Raw genomic sequence first — 18,198 nt, 5'->3', positions numbered from 1 at the left:
ATGGGCGTATGTCAAACATTTTTGGTGGTCCAAAGGCCGGCGCTCCCGGCGGGGCGGACGAGTCCCGCGCTGTCCCCAAGGGAGAGACCGTCGGTTCCTACAACTCCTACCTGGACGCCCAGAAGGCGGTGGACTACCTGGCGGATCAGCAGTTTCCCGTGCAGCTGGTCTCGATCGTCGGCAACGACCTCAAGATGGTGGAGCGTGTCACCGGCCGGCTAACCTACCCCCGCGTGGCGCTCTCCGGCGCGCTGAGCGGCATGTGGTTCGGCCTGTTCGTGGGCGTTATGCTCTCCTTTTTCTCCGAGTCCGGCGGTTACTTCTCGATTGTGACCTCCGTGCTGATGGGTGCGGCGTTCTTCATGCTGTTCGGCATCGTCACCTACGCCATGCAGCGCGGCAAGCGTGACTTCACCTCCACCAGCCAGGTGGTGGCTACGAACTACGACGTAGTGGTGGGCTTCGAAGCCGCCCATGAGGCCCGGCGCCTGCTGCACCAGCTGCCGATGACCCAGCACGATGCCTCCGCCCCGGGCTACCAGCAGCACGACCACCAGCACCAGCCCTTCCAGCAGGGTTCCCAGCAGCCCGGCCCGCAGCAGCCCGGCCAGCCCGGCCAGCCGGAACAAGGCCAGATGCCGCAGCGCCCGGCGGGTTGGAGCGACCCGTACGGCCAGCGGACCTCCGACGCCGGCCAGCAGCCGGCCGCCGACGGGGCCGCCGCACCGGAACCGGAGCCGGTCCGTCCCTCCGGTGTCAGTTACCCGGACCTGCCCGACGGCCGCCCGCAGTACGGTGTCCGGGTCACCGACACCGCCCCGCACCCACAGCAGGGGCCGGCGCAGCACGGGGCAACTCAGCAGGACGAACAGCGCGGCGGACAGCGCTAGGAGCTGCTGAACGCCGGCGCGAGCCGCGGCAAGACAACAGCAACTATGCGGTCCCTCTCGCCTACCGGTTGCAATCGAGGCCTGTGTGTCTCCCAATAATGAAGGTTCCGTCCGCTCTCCGGACGGAACCTTCATTTCCAAGGAGAAGCACCAGCGATCCGAGCGCGGTCAAACCGATGAGGCCTCCGGCGATGAGTGCGAGCATCACGCCTGGGGGCGTGTACCCCATCCCGTTCAGTGCGATGAAGGCTGACGCGACCAGCACGATGAATGCGAGCAGGCAACCCGCCGTCGCGCGTAACCACGCATAGGGAATCGAGTCGTCCCGGTGGCCATGGGCACGACGGACTAGCTGCAATCCGATGACGGCAATGGCTTGCCAGCAGGCGACCGCGCAGACTCCCCATACGATGGCCGGAACGGTGAGAGCCCTGACCTCGCGGAAAAGCGAAACCACCCTCTCTACCGCTGCGGGCAAGGCACATACCTGCACAAAGAGGGACGAGAGCAGGAAGATGAGAAGCGCGGCACCTAGCGCGAACGAGGTTTTACGACTCATCACTTTGCTCCCACCACGTCTTGGCTGCCGGAATCTCTGCGCCAGGAGTTGAGTGCCAAGCTGTAAGACTCGGGGTCTTTTCTTGTCTGATGGGAGACCACCAGATGGCTGTCATTGAGACGATGCGCGAAGTATCCCTTAAGGGGAAGCCCTATGACCGTTGTCAGACCTTCCTTCCATGCAGCAATAAGCGCCGGGGTGCTGTCTCTTTCCGCGTACGAGGGAAAGGCCGGATGGGACAGTACGTCCCAGGCATTGAATGCCATGAGATCAAAGCCCGCCTCGCCGTACTGGGCAGGCCAAAAGGGCGGAACTACTCGATGGAAGCCTTGCCCGGGGGCTGGGATCTCCCGCAATCCGTCCTGCGAGGTCGGCGAAATCTGGGTTTCCCTGGAATCAAACCAGGCCCAACTGCGGTCCCATTCGTGCTTCCACCGTTTTTCCCAGACTTCGCGGCCCGGCTCATTCGGAATCCGCGAAGTTCCGGTGTCCGGCGTAGGGCTCAGTTCCGGAATGGCTATGTCCCGAGCGATGGACCACGCCTGCCGGATGAAGAGCAGCATCTTAATGTTCTGCACATGGTCTTCGACGGTGATACGCATGCCCTGCGGCCGGGCGATCCGCCGCTTCAATCCCATTCCCCACATTTTGCTGCCCCCTGGCGTGCAGTCATCGTCCGGTTCCGCCAGCATTTCACCGGATTCGCCCGCAGTCTATGGCGCAGGGTGGAAGTGAGGTCCCTAGGAGACCGCAACGAAGGGGGCGACGGGCCGAGTGCCGCACAGATGAGGACGATGAGCGGTTAGCTTCAGCCCAGACGCCATGGTTCGTGCCAGCAGGGTTGGCCCCAAGAAGAAAGGGAGGGCCGCCGGATCACTCCGGCAGCCCGCCCTTTCTTCGTCCCCTTTTGCTAGGGGAGCTGGGCTTCGATTTCCTGGTAAATGCCCGCCATCCAGGACTCGACGTCGTCGGCCTTGCGGGGCAGCGCGGCACTCAGGTTGACCGGGCCGTCGGCCGTCATCAGGATGTCGTCCTCGATCCGGACGCCGATCCCGCGGTATTCCGCCGGGATGCCGAGGTCTTCCTCCTTGAAGTACAGCCCGGGTTCGATCGTGAAGACCATGCCCGGCGCCAGGATTCCGTCCAGGTACAGCTCGCGCTTGGCCTGGGCACAGTCGTGCACGTCCAGTCCCAGGTGGTGGCTGGTGCCGTGCGGCATCCAGCGCCGGTGCTGCTGGCCCTCGGTGCTGATGGCTTCCTCGACGGAGACCGGCAGCAAACCCCATGCGGCGAGGCGCTCGGCCAGGACGGTGGTGGCCGCGGTGTGGATGTCGCGGAACTTGGTGCCGGGCTGCGCGGCGGCAAAGCCGGCGTCGGCGGCGTCGAGCACAGCCTCGTAGACCTTGCGCTGGATCTCGGAGAAGGTGCCGTTGGCAGGCAGGGTGCGGGTGACGTCCGCGGTGTACAGGGAGTCGGCCTCGACGCCGGCGTCCAGCAGCAGCAGCTCGCCGGCGTTGACCTTGCCGGTGTTGCGGGTCCAGTGCAGGACGGTGGCGTTGTTGCCGGAAGCGGCAATGGTGTCGTAGCCGAGTTCGTTGCCCTCCTCGCGGGCCCGGGCGAAGAATGCGCCCTCGACCACGCGCTCGCCGCGGCGGTGGGTGAGGGCCCGCGGCAGGGCCTTGACCACCTCGGTGAAGCCCTCCACCGTGGCGGCCACGGCCGTCTTCATCTGCTCGACTTCCCACTCGTCCTTGATCAGGCGCAGCTCGGAGAGGGCCTCGCTGAGCTTTTCGTCGAGGGCATCCAGCACACCAAGGTCCAGGTTCTCCGGGTCCTTGGCGGTGTTGTAGCGGGCGGTGTCCACGAGCGCATCAATGTTCTCGTCCACCTTGCGCACGAGCCGGATGGAGATGCCGCCGATTTCCGGGGCGCCCACGTTCTTGGTGATGGCAAGCTCAAGTTCGCTCAGGTCGGCGGTTTCCAGGCCGAGCTTGGCCTGGAACTCGGCGAGCGTGGGGCGCGCGCCGATCCAGAACTCTCCGGCGCGGGAATCGGCGTAGAACTGCTCGGTGTCGCGGCCGGCCAGCGGACGGAAGTACAGGGTTGCGTGGTGGTGGCCGCCGTCGTCGCCTTTGCCCTCCTCGGCCGGCTCCAGGATCAGCACGGCGTCCGGCTCGTGGTCCAGGCCCAGGCCGGTGAGGTGCGCGAAGCCCGAGTGCGGGCGGAAGCGGTAGTCGCAGTCGTTGGACCGGACCTTCAGCGGACCCGCGGGGATGACCAGGCGTTCACCTTTGAACAACTCTGAGATGGCCCGGCGGCGGGCGGCGGCGTGGCCGGCGACGGCGTCCAGTTCGGGCAGCTGCTGCCGGGACGGGGCCCAGTTGCTGGCCATGAAGGCCTTGAAGGCATCGGAGCTGGGCCGCTGCGAGCGGTTGTTGACGCGCTCGTCGAGGGGCTGGGAAGCGGAGACTTGGGTGTTATCTGCATCGTTCACCGTCCCATCGTCTCACCAGCGCCGCGGCTTAGGCCAACAAGCCGCGGCGGCAGATCTACTAGGCTGGGGAGGTGAGGATAGACCTGCATGCCCACTCGAATGTTTCCGACGGCACCCAAGCGCCCGCGGAGGTGATGGCGTCCGCTGCGGGCGCCGGGCTCGACGTCGTCGCCCTGACCGACCATGACTCCACCGATGGCTGGGCGGAGGCCGCCGCCGCAGCGCGGGAACTCGGCGTCGCCCTGGTCCCCGGCATGGAGATCTCCTGCCGCACCAGCGAGGGCATCAGCGTCCACCTGCTCAGCTACCTCCACGACCCGGCCCACGCCGGGCTGCTGGAGGAAATCACCAAGGCCAAAGACGCCCGCTTCACGCGGGCCGAGCGGATGGTCAGCCTGCTCGCCGAGGACTATCCACTGACCTGGGACGACGTCATCCACCACGTCGCGCCGGGCGCCACGCTGGGCCGGCCGCACATCGCCGACGCCCTCGTGGCCGCAGGTGTGGTCGAGGACCGCAGCGAAGCGTTCGAATCGATCCTGACCTCGCACTCCCGGTACTGGGTGCAGCACTACGCGCCGGAGCCCGCCTACGCCGTCGAACTGGTCCGCGACGCCGGCGGGGTGCCCGTGTTCGCGCACCCCGTGGCGTCCTCCCGCGGACGGATCGTGGGGGACCGCACCTACCGGGAGATGATCGACGCCGGGCTGGCCGGGCTGGAAATCGACCACCGGGACAACCCGGAGGAGGGCCGTGCCTTCCTGCGCCGGCTTGCCGAACGGCACGGCCTGCTGGTGACCGGTTCCTCTGATTACCACGGGACCGGCAAACCGAACCTGCTGGGTGAGAATCTGACCGCCCCCGAGGTCTTTGCGCGGATCGAGGAACTGGGTACCGGAACGTCCGTGGTGCGCTGAATGGAGTGGATCGACCTTCAGCTCCTGGCCTCCGTGATCGTCACGCTGTTTGTGATCATGGATCCGCCCGGGACGGTGCCGATCTTCATGTCGCTGACGGCACAGATGGACGCCAGGGACCGCAACCTGTCCGCGCTGCAGGCGCTGCTTGTCGCCACCGGCGTCATCGTGACCTTCGCGATTTTCGGGCAGTCCATCCTGAACTACATGCACATCTCGCTCGCCGCGCTGCAGGGGGCCGGCGGCCTGCTGCTCGTGCTGATCGCGTTGCAGCTGCTCACCGGCTCTACCGGCGGCGAGGAGAACGCGGCGAAGTACAAGAACGTCGCCTTCGTGCCGCTCGGGACCCCGCTGATGGCGGGCCCGGGCGCGATCGTCGCAGTCATGGTGTTCGTCCAGCGCTCCGGCAGCATGGCGCAATACCTCGCCGTCGGGCTGGGGATTGCCGTCACGCTGGCCTCCCTCTACCTGGCGATGCGCTTCGCCGGTGTCGTGCAGCGCGCCCTGGGCGAGAACGGCGTCGAACTGGTCACCCGGATCGCCGGCCTGCTGCTGTCCGCGATTGCTGTGCAGATGATCGCCGACGCCGTGCACGCGTTCATCAAGAGCTGGAGCTGACCGCGCCGCCCAACTGACTCGCACTAGTTGTCGTTCCGAAGCGCGTCAAAACGACAACTGGTGCGAGCTAGTTGGGTTCTGAACCGGGCAGTGCGGTGAAGTGCGCGTGCGCGGCGAGGCGTTTGGCCATCACGTCGACGGCGGCCTGGTTCTGGTCCACGCAGACGAATTTCCGGTCTAGCTTCGCGGCCACGGCGCCGAGCGTGCCGGAACCGGCGAAGAAGTCCAGGCACCAGTCGCCAGGCCGGCTCGACGCCGCGACCACCCGCCGGATCAGGCCCTCCGGTTTCTGCGTCGGGTAGCCGGTCTTCTCCTTGCCGGTCGGCGAGACGATGGTGTGCCACCAGACGTCCGTGGGCAGTTTGCCGAGCTCGCGCTTGGCCGGCGTGACCAGCCCCGGGGCCATATACGGTTCCCGGTCCACCTCGGCGCTGTCGAAGTGGTATTTCGCCGGGTTCTTGACGTACACGAGGATGTTGTCGTGTTTGGTCGGCCAGCGGAACTTGGCCCGGGCTCCGTAGTCGTACGCCCAGATAATCTCGTTGAGGAAGCACTCGCGGCCGAAGATCGCGTCGAGCATGACCTTGGCGTAGTGCACTTCCCGGTAGTCCAGGTGCAGGTACAGGGTACCGTCGTCGGCGAGCAGCCGCCAGGCCTCGACCAAGCGCGGCTCCAAGAAGGACCAGTAGTCGCTGAAGGCGTCGTCGTAGCTGTGCAGCGCGCCCTTGATCGTGTCGTACGAACGGCCCTTGAAGCCGACCCGGTCGCCCTCGCCGCCGGTGTTGAGCACCATCCTGGTTTCCTGGCGCCGCTGGACCCGGCCGGTGTTGAAGGGCGGATCCACATAAATGAGTGTGAAGGCGCCGTCCGGCAGCGTCGGGAGGAATTCCGCGTTGTCCGCGTGAACCACCAGGTTGCTGCCGTCCGGCGCCCAGACGGTGTCAGCCATGAAGGGGATTAGGCCTCGGCGCTGCGTGCCGGAGCGCCGCCCTGAGCCTCGCCGGCCACCACTTCGCCGTCGCGGCGGCGGGTGCGGGTCCGGCGGCGCGCGCGGGTGGCGCGGTCCACCTCGGTCGGAGCGCTCGCCGTTGCCGGGGCGGCTGCCTCGGCGGGGCCGGTTACGGTTTCCTTCTCGGGCGAACGACGACGGCGCTCACTGGAACGTCCGCTCTCGCGGCCGCCTTCGCGTCCTCCTTCACGGGAGCCGGAGCGTCCGCCTTCGCGTCCTCCTTCACGGGAGCCGGAGCGGCCGGAGTCGCGTCCGCTGCTCCTGGCGCCGTCCCGGGCACCGTCCCGTGCGCTGGGACGGGCGTTCTTCTTGCCGGTCTCGCCGAGGTCCTCGAGGACTTCGGCGTCGACGCCGGCGAGCACCCGCTTGTCGCGGGGGAGGCGGCCCTTGGTGCCCTCGGGGATGTCCAGTTCCTCGAACAGGTGCGGCGAGGACGAGTAGGTCTCAACCGGTTCGGGCACGCTCAGGCCCAGGGCCTTGTTGATCAGGCCCCAGCGCGGCATGTCGTCCCAGTCGACGAAGGTCACGGCGGTGCCCTTGTTCCCCGCACGGCCGGTGCGGCCGACGCGGTGCAGGTAGATCTTCTCGTCTTCGACGCACTGGTAGTTGATCACGTGGGTGACGTCGTCGACGTCGATGCCGCGCGCGGCGACGTCGGTGGCGACGAGGACGTCGACCTTGTTGTTACGGAAGGCGCGCAGCGCCTGCTCGCGGGCACCCTGGCCGAGGTCGCCATGGATGGCGGCCGCAGCAAAGCCGCGGTCCACGAGTTCCTCGGCGACCTTGGCGGCGGTGCGCTTGGTCTTCGTGAAGATGATGGTCCGGCCGCGTCCGCGAGCCTGCAGGATGCGGGCCACCACCTCGATCTTGTCCATGCTGTGGGCACGGTAGATCAGCTGGCGGATGTCGCGCTTGGTGAGGCCCTCATCCTCGGGATCCGCGGCGCGGATATGGGTGGGCTTGGTCATGTAGCGGCGCGCCATCGCGACGACCGGGCCGGGCATGGTGGCGGAGAACAGCAGCGTCTGGCGCACAGCCGGGGTGCCGGCGATGAGGGTCTCGACGTCCGGCAGGAAACCGAGGTCCAGCATCTCGTCGGCCTCGTCGAGGATGACCATCTTGACGTTCTTCAGGACCAGGTGCTTCTGCTTGTAAAGGTCGATCAGGCGGCCGGGGGTGCCAACAACGATTTCGACGCCCTGCTGCAGCGACTCCACCTGTGGCTCGTACGCGCGGCCGCCGTAAATCGTGGTGATGCGGGCGTTGCGCTTGCGGGCCGCGTTCTGCAGGTCGCCGGCGACCTGGACCGCGAGTTCACGGGTCGGCACGATGACGAGGGCCTGCGGTGCGCCGGGGGCCGGGAGGTCTGCGAAGCCCGCGTCGTCGCGTCCGATGACGCGCTGCAGGGCCGGAATGCCGAAGCCAAGGGTCTTGCCGGTGCCGGTCTTGGCCTGGCCGATGATGTCGTGGCCGCCCAGGGCAACCGGCAGCGTCATAGCCTGGATCGGGAACGGGTGGGTGATGCCGGCGTCGGCAAGGGATTCAACGATGTCGGCGCGGACGTTGTAGTCGGCGAACGACTTTTCCGCGATTTCATGCGGAGTTTCGTCCGAGATGATGGTTTCTTCCGGCTCGATCGTTTCCGTGCCGGATTCGTCGGTCAGAAGCTGGTGCGTGTGCAATTCACTCACAGGGGAGTTTCCTTATTCATTTGGGCTGCGCTGCATGCTCAACGGGTCCGGCGCAGGGCCGTTCCGGAGCACGCTCAAGAGGCGCAAGCAAGTCCAGTGGAAGCCGATCGCGGGCTATCTAAATGCTGGCACTGGGACCAGCGGGTGTGTCTCAAGATCGCGTAGGGGCGGGCTTGTTGAATTCGAAAAACATGGAAATCAACGACCGGGCATCCATTACTACCCTTCCAGTCTAGCTGTTCGCCGTTCGGAACCTCGACCGGGGCCGGCGGTGTGGCGCGGCAGCGGCGTGGCTTCGGGGTGCAAACTGGGGCGTGACATCAGCCCACGAGTTCGAGCCGGACTTCCCGCGTCACGATGTCCGAGGATATGACCCGCACCCGGACCTGGGTGCCGGATTCCAGTTCGCCGGGGCACCGCGCCGTTACGGCGGGCTCGGCGATCTGCACGATTCCCGAGGGGCCGTTCCCGTTACCGTTGCCCTTCCCGTTGCCGTTCGTGCTGCCGTTCTTCGCCGGCTTTGAGCCGGAGATGACGACGGCGTCGAATTCCTGCCCGATGTGGTTGCTCAGCAGGGCCGCTTCCACGGTGTCCAGCGACAGCCGCTCCAGCTTGGCGGCCAGTTGGTCCGAGGCCGCCATGATGGCCGGCAGCGAGGGGAGCGCTTCGCGGGCCCAGCCCGGAACTTCGGCGCCGTTGGACAGGGCCTCGCAGATGACCAGGACGAAGCGGTCGATCAGGCGCCGCAGCGGGGCGGTGGAGTGGGCATAGGCCGCGCCGATGGCGGACTGGATGGCGTCCTCCGGGACGGCGCCGTCGAAGTGGGTGTAGCCGGCGCCGCGGAAAAGCATCCCGGCCGAGTGCACGATGGCAAGCTGTCGCGGGTCGGTAGGGTCCAGGGTGCGCAGGTATTCGCCGTAGCTGATTTGGCCGTCCCAGGGCTTGCCGAGCGCGCCGGTCTGGCGCCGGAAGTGCCGCAGTGAACTCTCGTCCGGAGCGGGCATGGTCCGCAGGATGCCGACCTTGCCCTGCAGCATCAGCTCCGCTGCCGCCATGCCGGTCATCAGTGAAATCTGGGCGTTCCAGTCCTCCACCGGCAGCGGCGGCGCGGCGACGATCCGGTAGCCGCCGTCGGGCAGTTGCTCGATTTCCTGTTCCGGCATGTTCAGGCTTGCCCCGCCGCGCAGGCGTTCCAGTTCCACCCGTTTGCTGCCCACTTCCTTGAGCAGCTGCAGTACTGGGTCCGCGGTGCCGCCGTCGAGTGCGGCCTGCACGCCGTGGTAGCTGAGCTTCGCCCGGCTGCGGACCTGCGCCCGGCGCACCAGTACGGAGGCCACCTCGGCGGCGTCGTCGAGTTCGAACTCCCAGACAAAGGCCGCGCAGAGTTGGCCCGCCAGCAGGCTGCCGGCCGCCTCGCTGATGACTTCCGGGTGCAGCGGGATGCGGCCGTCCGGGGTGTAGAACGTTTGGCCGCGGCGCCGGGTCTCGGCGTCCAGCGCCCCGCCGGGTTGGACGAACGACGGGACATCGGCGATGGCGTAGAAGACCTTGTAGCCGTCGCCGGCGCGGTCAATGAACAAGGCCTGGTCCAGGTCCGTTGAGGACGCCGGGTCAATGGTCACGAACTCCACGTGCGTCAGGTCCAGCTCGGGCAGTTCGTGGCCGGCCACGGCCGCCTCGGCTTCCCGGAGCGCCGCTTCAGGGAACGGACCGGGCAGTTCCAGGATGGTGCGCAGTGCATTGAGCGCCTGGGCCAGCTGGTTCTTCTGCTGGCGGACGCTCGGAGTCAGGCGATGATGAGACACGAAATCAGGGTAGCCCGATTTCCGCTACTAGTCTTGAAGCATGAGCACCTCCCCGGCTGAGTCCGCCCGCTACCACCGTTTCCTGAGGGACCTGCTGGGGGTAATGGCCTATGGGGAGCTCTCGGCCTTCGAACGGCTGTCCTCCGACGCCCGGTATTCGCCCACCCTGCATGACCGGGCGGTGCTGGGCCGCCTCGCCGTTATCGAGTTCCAGCACTTCGAACTGGTTTGCGCTCACCTGGCCGGCCTGGGCGTCGACGCGGAGGAAGCCATGCTGCCCTTCCAGCCGTCGGTGGATCACTTCCATGAGCGCACCCGGCCCGCCGATTGGCATGAGTCCCTGATGAAGGCCTACGTGATCGACACGGTCTCCGCCGACTTCTACCGGTCCCTTTCCAGCTACGTCGACGCCGACACCGCCGCACTGATCGAACAGGTCCAGTCCGCCGGGGACGCGACGACGGTGCTGCGGGACCGTCTCAAGGAGGCCCTCGCCGATGACCCCCGGCTGGCCTCCCGGCTGGCGCTGTGGGCCCGGCGGCTGCTCGGTGAGGCACTCACCCAGGCCCAGCGGGTCAGCGTGGAACATGCTTTCCTCGGCGGCCTGACCGGCGCGGATGAGGCCCGGGCCGGCGAACTCGCCCGCGCCCTAACCGCCGAACTTGCCGCCGGCCATTCCCGGCGGATGTCCCAGCTCGGACTCGCCGGCTAGGTTTCCCGGCTAGCTTTCCCCGGCGCCGCTGCGGGCGCCCGCGTCGGCGTGGCTTCCGGCGTCAAGCGCGGCCAGCAGGGCCCGCGCGGCTCCGGCGGGATCAGCGGCCTCGGTAATCGCCCGGACCACCACGATCCGGCGCGCCCCGGCGTCGACGACCTGCTCCACGTTGGCAAGGTCGATGCCGCCGATCGCGAACCACGGCACCACGCCGGAGACCTTTCCGACATCCGCGGCTTCGGCCCGGCCGATCGCCGCGGCGGCGTAGCGCACCAGGTCCAGCCCGACGGCGGCACGGCCCGGCTTCGTCGGGGTGGCCCAGACCGGCCCCACGCAGAAGTAGTCCAGCCCGCTTCGGCCCGGGGCCGCCGCGATGGCGGCGTCGACCTGTTCCGGCGTGTGGGTGGACATGCCGATCACGGTGCCCTTGCCCAGGAACTCCCGGGCCGCGGTGAAGGATATGTCCTTTTGCCCGATGTGGAAGACCGGCGCCCCGGCGAGCGAGGCCACGTCGGCGCGGTCGTTCACGGCCCAGAGCCGGCCGTGCCGCTGCGCGACGGTGTGCAGGACCTCCAGCAACTCCAGCTCCTCGGCCGCCTCCAGCGACTTGTCCCGCAACTGGATGATGTCAACACCGCCGGTAAAGGCGGCATCAACGAAGTCCTCGAAGTCGCCGCGTTCCTTCCGGGCGTCGGTGCACAGGTACAGGCGGGCGGTGGTGTGGACATCCTGGCTCATGCCACAAGCCTAGTTCCTCTAAACTGGGCGCATACCGCGGGAGCCCGCGCAGGCCGTCACCGGCCGCCGGGCTGAGAGGGCGTCAGAGCCGACCGCTTGACCTGATCCGGTTAGTACCGGCGTAGGGAAGGAAGACCATGGACGTATCAGTCCCACCATCCGTCACACCCGCCACCGGAGCGGCGCCGCGGACAGGCGCCGAATATTACGACGTCGCCGTCATCGGCGGGGGAGTGATCGGCCACGGCATCGCCTGGGAGGCGCGCCGTTCCGGCCGCACCGTCGCCCTGCTCGACGACGCCCCCGGCTCCGGCGCCAGCTGGGCCGCCGCCGGCATGCTGGCTCCCGTGAGCGAACTGCATTACCAGGAGGAAGGCCTCCTGACCCTCATGCTGGAAGCGTCGCGGCTCTGGCCGGAGTTCGCGGCTGCCCTGGCCGGCGGCGCCGACGAGGGCGGCACCGGGTATCTCACGACGCCGACCCTCGCCGTCGGCGCGGACGCGGCCGACCGCCGGGCGCTCGCGGACCTGCGGGCGGTGCAGCTGGCCTGCGGCCTGACCGTGGAGCCGCTGACGGTGCGCGAGGCCCGCAGCCGTGAGCCCCTGCTCAGCCCGGGCATTTCCTGCGCCTTCGACATCCCGGCCGACCACCAGGTTGACCCGCGCCGGCTGCTGGCCCGGATCGGCTCGCTGCTGGCCGCCGACAGCCGGTTCACGGCGGTGCGGCGCCGGGCGGCCGGGCTGCTCTGGGACGGCTGCCGTGTGGCCGGGGCCACGCTTGAGGGCGGCGGGGAAATCCGTGCCGGCGAGACGGTCGTGGCGAACGGCCTCGGGGCGGGCAACCTGCAGGGCCTGCCGGCAGGACTGTCCCTGCCGCTGCGGCCGGTCTACGGGGATATCCTCCGGCTCCGGGTCCCGCACCGGCTTCGGCCGCTGCTGCGCTCCACCGTGCGCGGGCTGGTCCGCGGTGTGCCGGTGTACATCGTTCCGCGGGCCGACGGCACGGTGGTGATCGGAGCAACCCAGCGGGAGGACGCGCCATCCGAGTCCGGCGCTGTATCCGCTGGCGGTGTGTACCAGCTCCTGCGCGATGCACAGCAGCTGCTCCCGGCCGTCGCCGAACTGGAACTGCTTGAAGCCACGGCCAGGGCACGGCCCGGGACGCCGGACAACGCCCCGCTGCTGGGCCGCGTCTCCGGCCCCGGCGCGGGGCCGGAGATCGCGGGGCTGATCGTGGCCACCGGCTTTTTCCGGCACGGGGTACTGCTCACCCCGGCGGCCGCCGCCGTCTGCCGGGCACTGCTGGAGGGGCAGCCGGACCCGCGCTGGGCCCAATTCCGGCCGGACCGGTTCTCCGGCCGCCGCCCGGATTCCTCCGCGCACGAACCGCGGGACGTGTCACCCGCAAACGCCTCACCAACAGACAGGACCACAGCATGAACATCAGGCTCAACGGAGCGCAGCACGCCCTCGCCGACGGCGCCACAGTCGGCGCGCTGGTCAGCGGGGTTACCGGCCGGACGCTCGCCGCCGACGGCCAGGCGACGGACGGCCGGAAGCTCGGCGTCGCCGTCGCCCGCAACGCCGAGGTCGTTCCGCGCAGCCAGTGGCACGCGACGGCACTCGACGAGGGCGACGACGTCGAACTCGTTACCGCGGTACAGGGAGGATGAACGACATGGCAGAAACAGCACTCGCCGCAACACAGCAGGCACGCCGGGACCCGCTGACCTTCGACGGCGTGGAACTGGGATCTCGCCTGATCATGGGCACCGGCGGGGCACCGAGCCTGGATGGACTGGGCGCCGCCCTGGTGGCCTCCGGGACGGAACTCACCACGGTCGCCATGCGCCGCTACTCGCCGGCCGAGAGCGGCTCACTCTTCCAGCTGCTGGCGGACAACAACATCCGGGTGCTGCCCAACACCGCCGGCTGCTTCACCGCCAAGGACGCCGTCCTCACCGCCGAGCTGGCCCGCGAGGCGCTTGAGACGGACTGGGTGAAGCTCGAGGTGATCGCGGACGAGCACACCCTGCTGCCGGACGCGCTGGAACTCGTGGAGGCCACCGAGCAGCTGGTGGCCCGCGGCTTTAAGGTCTTCGCCTACACGAACGACGACCCGGTACTGGCCCTTCGGCTGGAAAACCTGGGCGCCACCGCTGTCATGCCGCTGGGCGCCCCGATCGGCACCGGCCTGGGCATCCTCAACCCGCACAACATCGAACTCATTGTCTCGAGGGCGTCTGTGCCGGTGGTGCTCGACGCCGGCATCGGCACGGCCTCCGACGCCGCGCTCGCGATGGAACTGGGCTGCGACGCCGTGCTGCTCGCCACCGCCGTGACCCGCGCCCAGGATCCGGCGGTCATGGGGGAGGCGTTCCGTCATGCCGTCATCGCCGGCAGGTTGGCGCGCAGGGCGGGCCGGATCCCGCGCCGCGAGCATGCCCTGGCCTCGTCCGCCATGGAAGGCCGGGCCGAGTTTCTTTAGTGGCCCCGGCGCGGCTGTCGTCGGGGCCCGTTCGGCTGCTTAGACGGTGAATAAAAGGCACTGTTGAAGATTAAATCCAGTGTCTATTCTGTGTGTTAACGACCGCTGCACTGCAGGGTCCGCCGGCCCCCGGCATGTCCCGGGAAGCCTTCCCGCTCCGGGGGCCCGTCTCGGTGAGGAGGCGTCCATGTCCAGCCCTGATGTGCCGACGCGGGGACCGGCCAAGTCCGGTCCCTACGTCGTGTCCGGAATCCTGTTGCTCATCGCCATTGTGGTTCCGTTGTTTGTGCCCGCTTATTCGCACGATGAGCCGCGTTTGGGCGGAATACCGTTTTTCTACTGGTATCAAATGATGTGGATTCCCGTCACTGCGGCCCTGGTAGGAATCTCCTATTTCTTGGTCACCAAGGAAGACCGCCGCCGGCGCGAAAGCGTCCGCGGCGTGGCTGGTCCGGGGGAGGAGCAATGAGCGGGGCCACCGTGCCGCTGGCCGTCCCGGACCGGCCGGTCAACGGTGTAGCACTCACGATCGTCATTATCCTCTTCTTGCTGGTGGCAGCCCTGGGGTTCGTGGCCGCGCGATGGCGCCGGGAAGAAACGACCGGGCTGCACAGCCTGGACGAGTGGGGCCTCGGGGGCCGGAGTTTCGGGACGTGGGTGACGTGGTTCCTGCTCGGGGGCGACCTCTACACGGCATACACCTTCGTCGCCGTACCGGCAGCCATGTGGGCCACCGGGGCCGTCAGCGGCTTCTTCGCGGTGCCCTACACGATCGTGCTGTACCCGATCGTGTTCCTGCTGATGAGCCGCTTGTGGTCGGTCTCGCACCGGCACGGGTTCGTCACGCCGGCCGACTTCATCGGCGGCCGCTATGGCAGCAGGGCGCTTACGGTCGCCGTAGCCATCACCGGCATCGTCGCGACCATGCCTTACATCGCGCTGCAGCTGGTCGGCATCAAGGCCGTGCTCACCGTGTTGGGCCTGGGCAGCTCGGAGAATGTGCTGCTGACGGACCTGCCGCTGATTGTGGCGTTCGTGGTTTTGGCCGCCTATACCTACACGTCCGGGTTGCGCGCTCCGGCCCTGATCGCTGTGGTCAAAGACCTGCTGATCTATTTGGCCGTGATCGTTGCGGTGATCTACCTGCCGATCAAGTTCGGGGGGTGGGGCACGATGTTTGACGCCGCTGAGGCGAAACTGGGTGCGGTCAATCCTGCGACGGGTAAACCGGTGGGAGTCTTCATCCCGGGTGCGGGCAGTTACTCCGCGTACTGGACGCTGGCCCTCGGCTCGGCGTTGGCCCTGTTCATGTACCCGCACTCGATTACCGGCGTCCTGGCAACCAAGAGCAGAAACACGATCCGCAGGAACGCCGCAGTGCTTCCGCTGTACTCGTTGATGCTGGGATTCCTGGCTCTGCTGGGGTACGCGGCCATTTACGCCGGCACTAAGCCAATCGACTTGAACGGAGCCGTCAACCCGCAACTGGTGGTACCGCAGCTGTTCCTTGACCACTTCCCGGCCTGGTTCGCCGGCATTGCACTGGCCGCCATCGCTATCGGTGCACTGGTCCCCGCTGCGATCATGTCAATCGCCGCGGCGAACCTGTTCACCCGGAACATCTACCGCGACCTGATCCGGCCCGAGGCCACGCCCCGGCAGGAAGCGAAAGTTTCCAAGATCGCATCGCTTGTGGTGAAGTTTGGTGCACTGATTTTCGTCATCGCCATGGATCAGTCGGCGGCCATCAACATGCAGCTCCTCGGCGGTATCTGGATCCTGCAGACCTTCCCGGCGATCGTGGCAGGGCTCTACACCCGGTGGTTCCACCGGTGGGCGCTTTTCGGCGGTTGGGCGGCCGGAATTCTCTACGGCACCATCGCGGCCTACAACGTGGTCAACCCTGCCACGAAAGCCCACTTTGGCGGCTCCATCGCGGCGATCCCCGGGACCGACGTCCAGGTCTACATCGCCGTCGTGGCGTTTGCGATAAACCTCATCGTCGCCGCGGGCCTGTCCCTTCTCTTCCGCGCCGTCAAGCTCCCGGAGGGGAAGGACATCACCCGCACCTCGGACTACGGCGCCGACGAGAACGACCCCAAGGTCGCCCAAATTCGGCGCACCTACCCGCTCACCGAGCCAGGAGGACCCACGTACTGAGGCCCTGGCGCAGAGGAGGGAATGACCGGCGACTTCCGGCGTTCCGCCGTCCACCGGCAATAGACTCTGGGCAGGCGCGGCGGCCGGGCCGACGAAAGATTTTTCCACCGTGTGTCCTTTTGCCGGTCTCTCCGTCGTCGTATTGATGTACCGACCGACAAAGAGGAGACATCGTGGACTACATGCTTTTCATCTGCACCGATCCCACAGCACCGGAATATGTGGCCGCCGAGGACAACATCGAGGAATGGGCGGCCGAGATTGAAGCCAGGGGTATCGCCCGTCACGGTGACAGGCTGCGTCCTGTGGAGGACGCCACCACTGTCACGGTGCGCGCCGGCGAGGTGGTTGTCACGGACGGTCCGTTTGCCGAGACGAAAGAATGGGTCGCGGGCTACGACATCATCGCCTGCGCCGATCTCGATGAGGCGATCGAGGTTGCGTCCAAGCACCCGATGGCAAGATTCGGCAAGATCGAAATCAGGCCTGTGTGGCCGCTCGGATAACGGCGGTCCGCCCGAAGCCGCCGATCTCGAATCAAGGCGGCGTGTGGCAGCGGACCTAACGGCATTTGCGCCGGTTAAACCAGTGTGGCCGCCCACCCGAGGTGAGCGGCCACACTGCATTCAACGTCACGGCACCCGTTAGAGGCGCAGGATGGCGGTCATCCGTGCGGTGTCCTGCCGTGTGCGTGACCTGCCGAGGTAAAGCACTGCCCCGACCGCTGCGGCAACGCCCAGCAGCAGGGGCAGGACCCACGGAATCCAAGTCAGGCCCGGCTGGTAGCCGAAGCCGGCCGCCACGAAAGTGATCCAGCTCAGCATTCCCACGCCGAGTGAGGTCCCCGCCGGCACGGCCATGCCGTATTTGGCGTGCCGCTTGTCGTTGGCCCACACCACGAAACCCGCAGCCACGGCCACCAGGGCCACCACAATCAGGGACAGCATTCAGACTCCTCGGGTTTTTGCGGGTGGACTGCGGGTAGGGCAGTCGACGGGGACGAAGCGGGGGCGGCCTAGAGTGCGCCGAAGCCCACGCGGCGGACCTCTTCGGCGCCGATTTCCACGTAACCCAGGACGTTCGCCGGGATGATGATCTGGCGGCCCTTCTCATCGGTCAGGCGGAGTTCGGTGCCCTTGGAGAGTGCCTCTCCCACCAGCTTCGCCACCGCGTCGGCGTCCTGGTTCGATTCGAGGGCAATTTCGCGTCCGATGTTCTGAATGCCGATCTTTACTTCCACAGCGAGGCCTCCCAGCCAATAAAAGTGTTCAAGGTTTCTCTACGAGGATTCTCGACGAGTTTTCTCTTCAAGCCTTGTCTCAGAGTTCTCTCTTCAAGTCTTCCCTACGAGGGTCTCTCTATTTGTAGTCTAGGACTCCTTGGGGAAGCGGGAGATTCCGCGCCAAGCTAAACGGTAGATCAGGTCGCTGGCCACATCGATGTCCAGGTTCCCGTCGGTTTCCAGCCAGTACCGGGCACTGACCTGCGCCATTCCGGACAGTCCGCGGCCCAGGAGCTGGGCTTCAAGGAGCGGCAGCTTGGTGTCCTCGGCGATGACCTTCGCGATCGCGTCAGCGAACGTCTTGTTGAACGTCTCCAGCCGTGCGCTTACATCCGGGTCGTTGACCAGGTCCGACTCGAAGACGAGCCGGTGCGCCTGGTCATCGTTGGCGATGAAGTGGAAATAGGCGCGCATGACGGCCTGCACGCGCTCATCATTGTCCGTCGTCGAATTCAGGGCGCCCAGCAGCAGTTCGGTCAGAGTCGACAGGTGGCTGTCCAGTAGCGCCAGGTACAGCTCGCGCTTGGACGGGAAGTGCTGGTAGAGCACCGGCTTGCTTACGTGGGCCGTCTCGGCGATTTCGTCCATCGCGGCACCGTGGTAGCCGTTGGCCACAAAAACTTCCTGCGCGGCGGCCAGCAACTGTGCCCGCCGTTCATCGCGCGGCAGCCGGGCCGAGCGCTGCGTTCCGCTGCGCGTCTGGCCCGTCGACGACTTGCCGGTATGTCCCCGCTCAACCGGTGCCTGATGAACCACTGTAGGCCTACTTTCCCTCGCTGTTAGCTCCACTTTACGCGGGGGTAATATGACCTGGCGGCATCTTCGGGCATACATTG

20 protein-coding genes and 1 riboswitch are annotated in these 18,198 nt (G+C 67.2%); of the genes, 10 read left to right on the top strand and 10 right to left on the bottom strand.

Features of this window, described 5'->3' with window-relative positions:
* Positions 1 to 8: 8 nt before the first annotated feature.
* Positions 9 to 890, top strand: a complete 882-nt coding sequence (locus tag ACUYM2_RS13240) for a YflT domain-containing protein (protein WP_481600471.1) — start codon at positions 9 to 11, stop codon at positions 888 to 890.
* A gap of 61 nt (positions 891 to 951) precedes the next feature.
* Here ACUYM2_RS13240 and ACUYM2_RS13235 read toward each other — a convergent pair whose 3' ends face one another.
* From ACUYM2_RS13235 to ACUYM2_RS13225, 3 genes are all read right to left on the bottom strand, one after another.
* A complete protein-coding gene (locus tag ACUYM2_RS13235; protein WP_481600470.1) occupies positions 952 to 1,449 on the bottom strand; it encodes a DUF2975 domain-containing protein in 498 nt (165 codons plus the stop codon).
* The gene (locus ACUYM2_RS13230; protein ID WP_481600469.1) at positions 1,449 to 2,141 is read right to left on the bottom strand and encodes a hypothetical protein; all 693 of its coding nucleotides are present in this window, start codon (positions 2,139 to 2,141) and stop codon (positions 1,449 to 1,451) included. Before ACUYM2_RS13230 ends, ACUYM2_RS13235 begins: the two co-directional genes overlap by 1 nt.
* Before the next feature lie 218 nt (positions 2,142 to 2,359).
* The gene (locus ACUYM2_RS13225) at positions 2,360 to 3,943 is read right to left on the bottom strand and encodes an aminopeptidase P family protein (protein WP_481600468.1); all 1,584 of its coding nucleotides are present in this window, start codon (positions 3,941 to 3,943) and stop codon (positions 2,360 to 2,362) included.
* 71 nt (positions 3,944 to 4,014) lie between these two features.
* Between ACUYM2_RS13225 and ACUYM2_RS13220 the strand changes: the two genes are divergently transcribed.
* Together ACUYM2_RS13220 and ACUYM2_RS13215 are read left to right on the top strand one after the other, a co-directional pair.
* Entirely contained in the window at positions 4,015 to 4,860 is an 846-nt protein-coding gene (locus ACUYM2_RS13220; RefSeq protein WP_481600467.1) for a PHP domain-containing protein, read from the top strand.
* A gap of 9 nt (positions 4,861 to 4,869) precedes the next feature.
* Positions 4,870 to 5,478, top strand: coding sequence for a MarC family protein (locus tag ACUYM2_RS13215; protein ID WP_481601495.1), 609 nt, complete (start codon positions 4,870 to 4,872; stop codon positions 5,476 to 5,478).
* 67 nt (positions 5,479 to 5,545) lie between these two features.
* On the opposite strand, the gene ACUYM2_RS13210 is transcribed toward ACUYM2_RS13215, so the two are convergent.
* The 3 genes from ACUYM2_RS13210 to ACUYM2_RS13200 all read right to left on the bottom strand — a co-directional run bounded on the left by ACUYM2_RS13210 (position 5,546) and on the right by ACUYM2_RS13200 (position 9,983).
* Complete coding sequence (locus ACUYM2_RS13210) at positions 5,546 to 6,427, bottom strand: DNA-methyltransferase (RefSeq protein ID WP_481600466.1); 882 nt, start codon at positions 6,425 to 6,427, stop codon at positions 5,546 to 5,548.
* Between the two features lie 8 nt (positions 6,428 to 6,435).
* A complete protein-coding gene (locus tag ACUYM2_RS13205) occupies positions 6,436 to 8,178 on the bottom strand; it encodes a DEAD/DEAH box helicase (protein WP_481600465.1) in 1,743 nt (580 codons plus the stop codon).
* 320 nt (positions 8,179 to 8,498) lie between these two features.
* Positions 8,499 to 9,983 carry an RNB domain-containing ribonuclease gene (locus ACUYM2_RS13200; RefSeq protein WP_481600464.1) on the bottom strand — a complete coding sequence of 495 codons (1,485 nt, stop codon included), beginning with the start codon at positions 9,981 to 9,983 and terminating at the stop codon, positions 8,499 to 8,501.
* A gap of 40 nt (positions 9,984 to 10,023) precedes the next feature.
* Here ACUYM2_RS13200 and ACUYM2_RS13195 point away from each other — a divergent pair, with 40 nt between their 5' ends.
* Entirely contained in the window at positions 10,024 to 10,695 is a 672-nt protein-coding gene (locus tag ACUYM2_RS13195; protein ID WP_481600463.1) for a ferritin-like fold-containing protein, read from the top strand.
* Positions 10,696 to 10,704: 9 nt separating this feature from the next.
* On the opposite strand, the gene thiE is transcribed toward ACUYM2_RS13195, so the two are convergent.
* Positions 10,705 to 11,433 carry a thiamine phosphate synthase gene (gene thiE / locus ACUYM2_RS13190; protein WP_481600462.1) on the bottom strand — a complete coding sequence of 243 codons (729 nt, stop codon included), beginning with the start codon at positions 11,431 to 11,433 and terminating at the stop codon, positions 10,705 to 10,707.
* Positions 11,434 to 11,459: 26 nt separating this feature from the next.
* A riboswitch (TPP riboswitch) is annotated at positions 11,460 to 11,579 on the top strand.
* Here thiE and thiO point away from each other — a divergent pair.
* From thiO to ACUYM2_RS13160, 6 genes are all read left to right on the top strand, one after another.
* Positions 11,571 to 12,872, top strand: a complete 1,302-nt coding sequence (gene thiO / locus ACUYM2_RS13185; RefSeq protein ID WP_481600461.1) for a glycine oxidase ThiO — start codon at positions 11,571 to 11,573, stop codon at positions 12,870 to 12,872. It overlaps the preceding riboswitch by 9 nt.
* Positions 12,869 to 13,105, top strand: coding sequence for a sulfur carrier protein ThiS (gene thiS, locus ACUYM2_RS13180; protein WP_481600460.1), 237 nt, complete (start codon positions 12,869 to 12,871; stop codon positions 13,103 to 13,105). The genes thiO and thiS overlap by 4 nt, the downstream gene beginning before the upstream one ends.
* A 5-nt stretch (positions 13,106 to 13,110) precedes the next feature.
* Positions 13,111 to 13,920 carry a thiazole synthase gene (locus ACUYM2_RS13175; protein ID WP_481600459.1) on the top strand — a complete coding sequence of 270 codons (810 nt, stop codon included), beginning with the start codon at positions 13,111 to 13,113 and terminating at the stop codon, positions 13,918 to 13,920.
* A gap of 187 nt (positions 13,921 to 14,107) precedes the next feature.
* Positions 14,108 to 14,389, top strand: coding sequence for a DUF3311 domain-containing protein (locus ACUYM2_RS13170; RefSeq protein ID WP_481600458.1), 282 nt, complete (start codon positions 14,108 to 14,110; stop codon positions 14,387 to 14,389).
* Positions 14,386 to 16,080: a monocarboxylate uptake permease MctP gene (mctP, locus tag ACUYM2_RS13165; protein WP_481600457.1), complete on the top strand. Its 1,695-nt coding sequence runs from the start codon at positions 14,386 to 14,388 to the stop codon at positions 16,078 to 16,080. Before ACUYM2_RS13170 ends, mctP begins: the two co-directional genes overlap by 4 nt.
* A gap of 182 nt (positions 16,081 to 16,262) precedes the next feature.
* Complete coding sequence (locus tag ACUYM2_RS13160; RefSeq protein ID WP_481601494.1) at positions 16,263 to 16,586, top strand: YciI family protein; 324 nt, start codon at positions 16,263 to 16,265, stop codon at positions 16,584 to 16,586.
* Between the two features lie 138 nt (positions 16,587 to 16,724).
* On the opposite strand, the gene ACUYM2_RS13155 is transcribed toward ACUYM2_RS13160, so the two are convergent.
* The 3 genes from ACUYM2_RS13155 to ACUYM2_RS13145 all read right to left on the bottom strand — a co-directional run bounded on the left by ACUYM2_RS13155 (position 16,725) and on the right by ACUYM2_RS13145 (position 18,196).
* Entirely contained in the window at positions 16,725 to 17,027 is a 303-nt protein-coding gene (locus ACUYM2_RS13155; RefSeq protein WP_481600456.1) for a hypothetical protein, read from the bottom strand.
* A 68-nt stretch (positions 17,028 to 17,095) separates the two neighbouring features.
* On the bottom strand, positions 17,096 to 17,320 hold the full coding sequence (locus ACUYM2_RS13150) for a DUF3107 domain-containing protein (protein WP_307035058.1): 225 nt from the start codon (positions 17,318 to 17,320) through the stop codon (positions 17,096 to 17,098).
* Positions 17,321 to 17,449: 129 nt separating this feature from the next.
* A complete protein-coding gene (locus tag ACUYM2_RS13145) occupies positions 17,450 to 18,196 on the bottom strand; it encodes a TetR/AcrR family transcriptional regulator (protein ID WP_346959581.1) in 747 nt (248 codons plus the stop codon).
* Positions 18,197 to 18,198: the final 2 nt, after the last annotated feature.

Source organism: Arthrobacter sp. SD1074B, assembly GCF_056780195.1.
The sequence above is the reverse complement of the archived record's forward strand: the minus strand, read 5'-3'. Positions and strand labels throughout refer to the sequence as shown.

What these genes read in the sequence shown, in the direction of transcription:
- ACUYM2_RS13145 (WP_346959581.1), bottom strand. Translation starts at nt 18,196, where the DNA reads ATGTATGCCCGAAGATGCCGCCAGGTCATATTACCCCCGCGTAAAGTG.
- ACUYM2_RS13230 (WP_481600469.1), bottom strand. Translation starts at nt 2,141, where the DNA reads ATGCTGGCGGAACCGGACGATGACTGCACGCCAGGGGGCAGCAAAATG.
- ACUYM2_RS13155 (WP_481600456.1), bottom strand. Translation starts at nt 17,027, where the DNA reads ATGCTGTCCCTGATTGTGGTGGCCCTGGTGGCCGTGGCTGCGGGTTTC.
- mctP (WP_481600457.1), top strand. Translation starts at nt 14,386, where the DNA reads ATGAGCGGGGCCACCGTGCCGCTGGCCGTCCCGGACCGGCCGGTCAAC.
- ACUYM2_RS13210 (WP_481600466.1), bottom strand. Translation starts at nt 6,427, where the DNA reads ATGGCTGACACCGTCTGGGCGCCGGACGGCAGCAACCTGGTGGTTCAC.
- ACUYM2_RS13240 (WP_481600471.1), top strand. Translation starts at nt 9, where the DNA reads ATGTCAAACATTTTTGGTGGTCCAAAGGCCGGCGCTCCCGGCGGGGCG.
- thiO (WP_481600461.1), top strand. Translation starts at nt 11,571, where the DNA reads ATGGACGTATCAGTCCCACCATCCGTCACACCCGCCACCGGAGCGGCG.
- ACUYM2_RS13160 (WP_481601494.1), top strand. Translation starts at nt 16,263, where the DNA reads ATGCTTTTCATCTGCACCGATCCCACAGCACCGGAATATGTGGCCGCC.
- thiE (WP_481600462.1), bottom strand. Translation starts at nt 11,433, where the DNA reads ATGAGCCAGGATGTCCACACCACCGCCCGCCTGTACCTGTGCACCGAC.
- ACUYM2_RS13175 (WP_481600459.1), top strand. Translation starts at nt 13,111, where the DNA reads ATGGCAGAAACAGCACTCGCCGCAACACAGCAGGCACGCCGGGACCCG.
- ACUYM2_RS13170 (WP_481600458.1), top strand. Translation starts at nt 14,108, where the DNA reads ATGTCCAGCCCTGATGTGCCGACGCGGGGACCGGCCAAGTCCGGTCCC.
- ACUYM2_RS13235 (WP_481600470.1), bottom strand. Translation starts at nt 1,449, where the DNA reads ATGAGTCGTAAAACCTCGTTCGCGCTAGGTGCCGCGCTTCTCATCTTC.
- thiS (WP_481600460.1), top strand. Translation starts at nt 12,869, where the DNA reads ATGAACATCAGGCTCAACGGAGCGCAGCACGCCCTCGCCGACGGCGCC.
- ACUYM2_RS13195 (WP_481600463.1), top strand. Translation starts at nt 10,024, where the DNA reads ATGAGCACCTCCCCGGCTGAGTCCGCCCGCTACCACCGTTTCCTGAGG.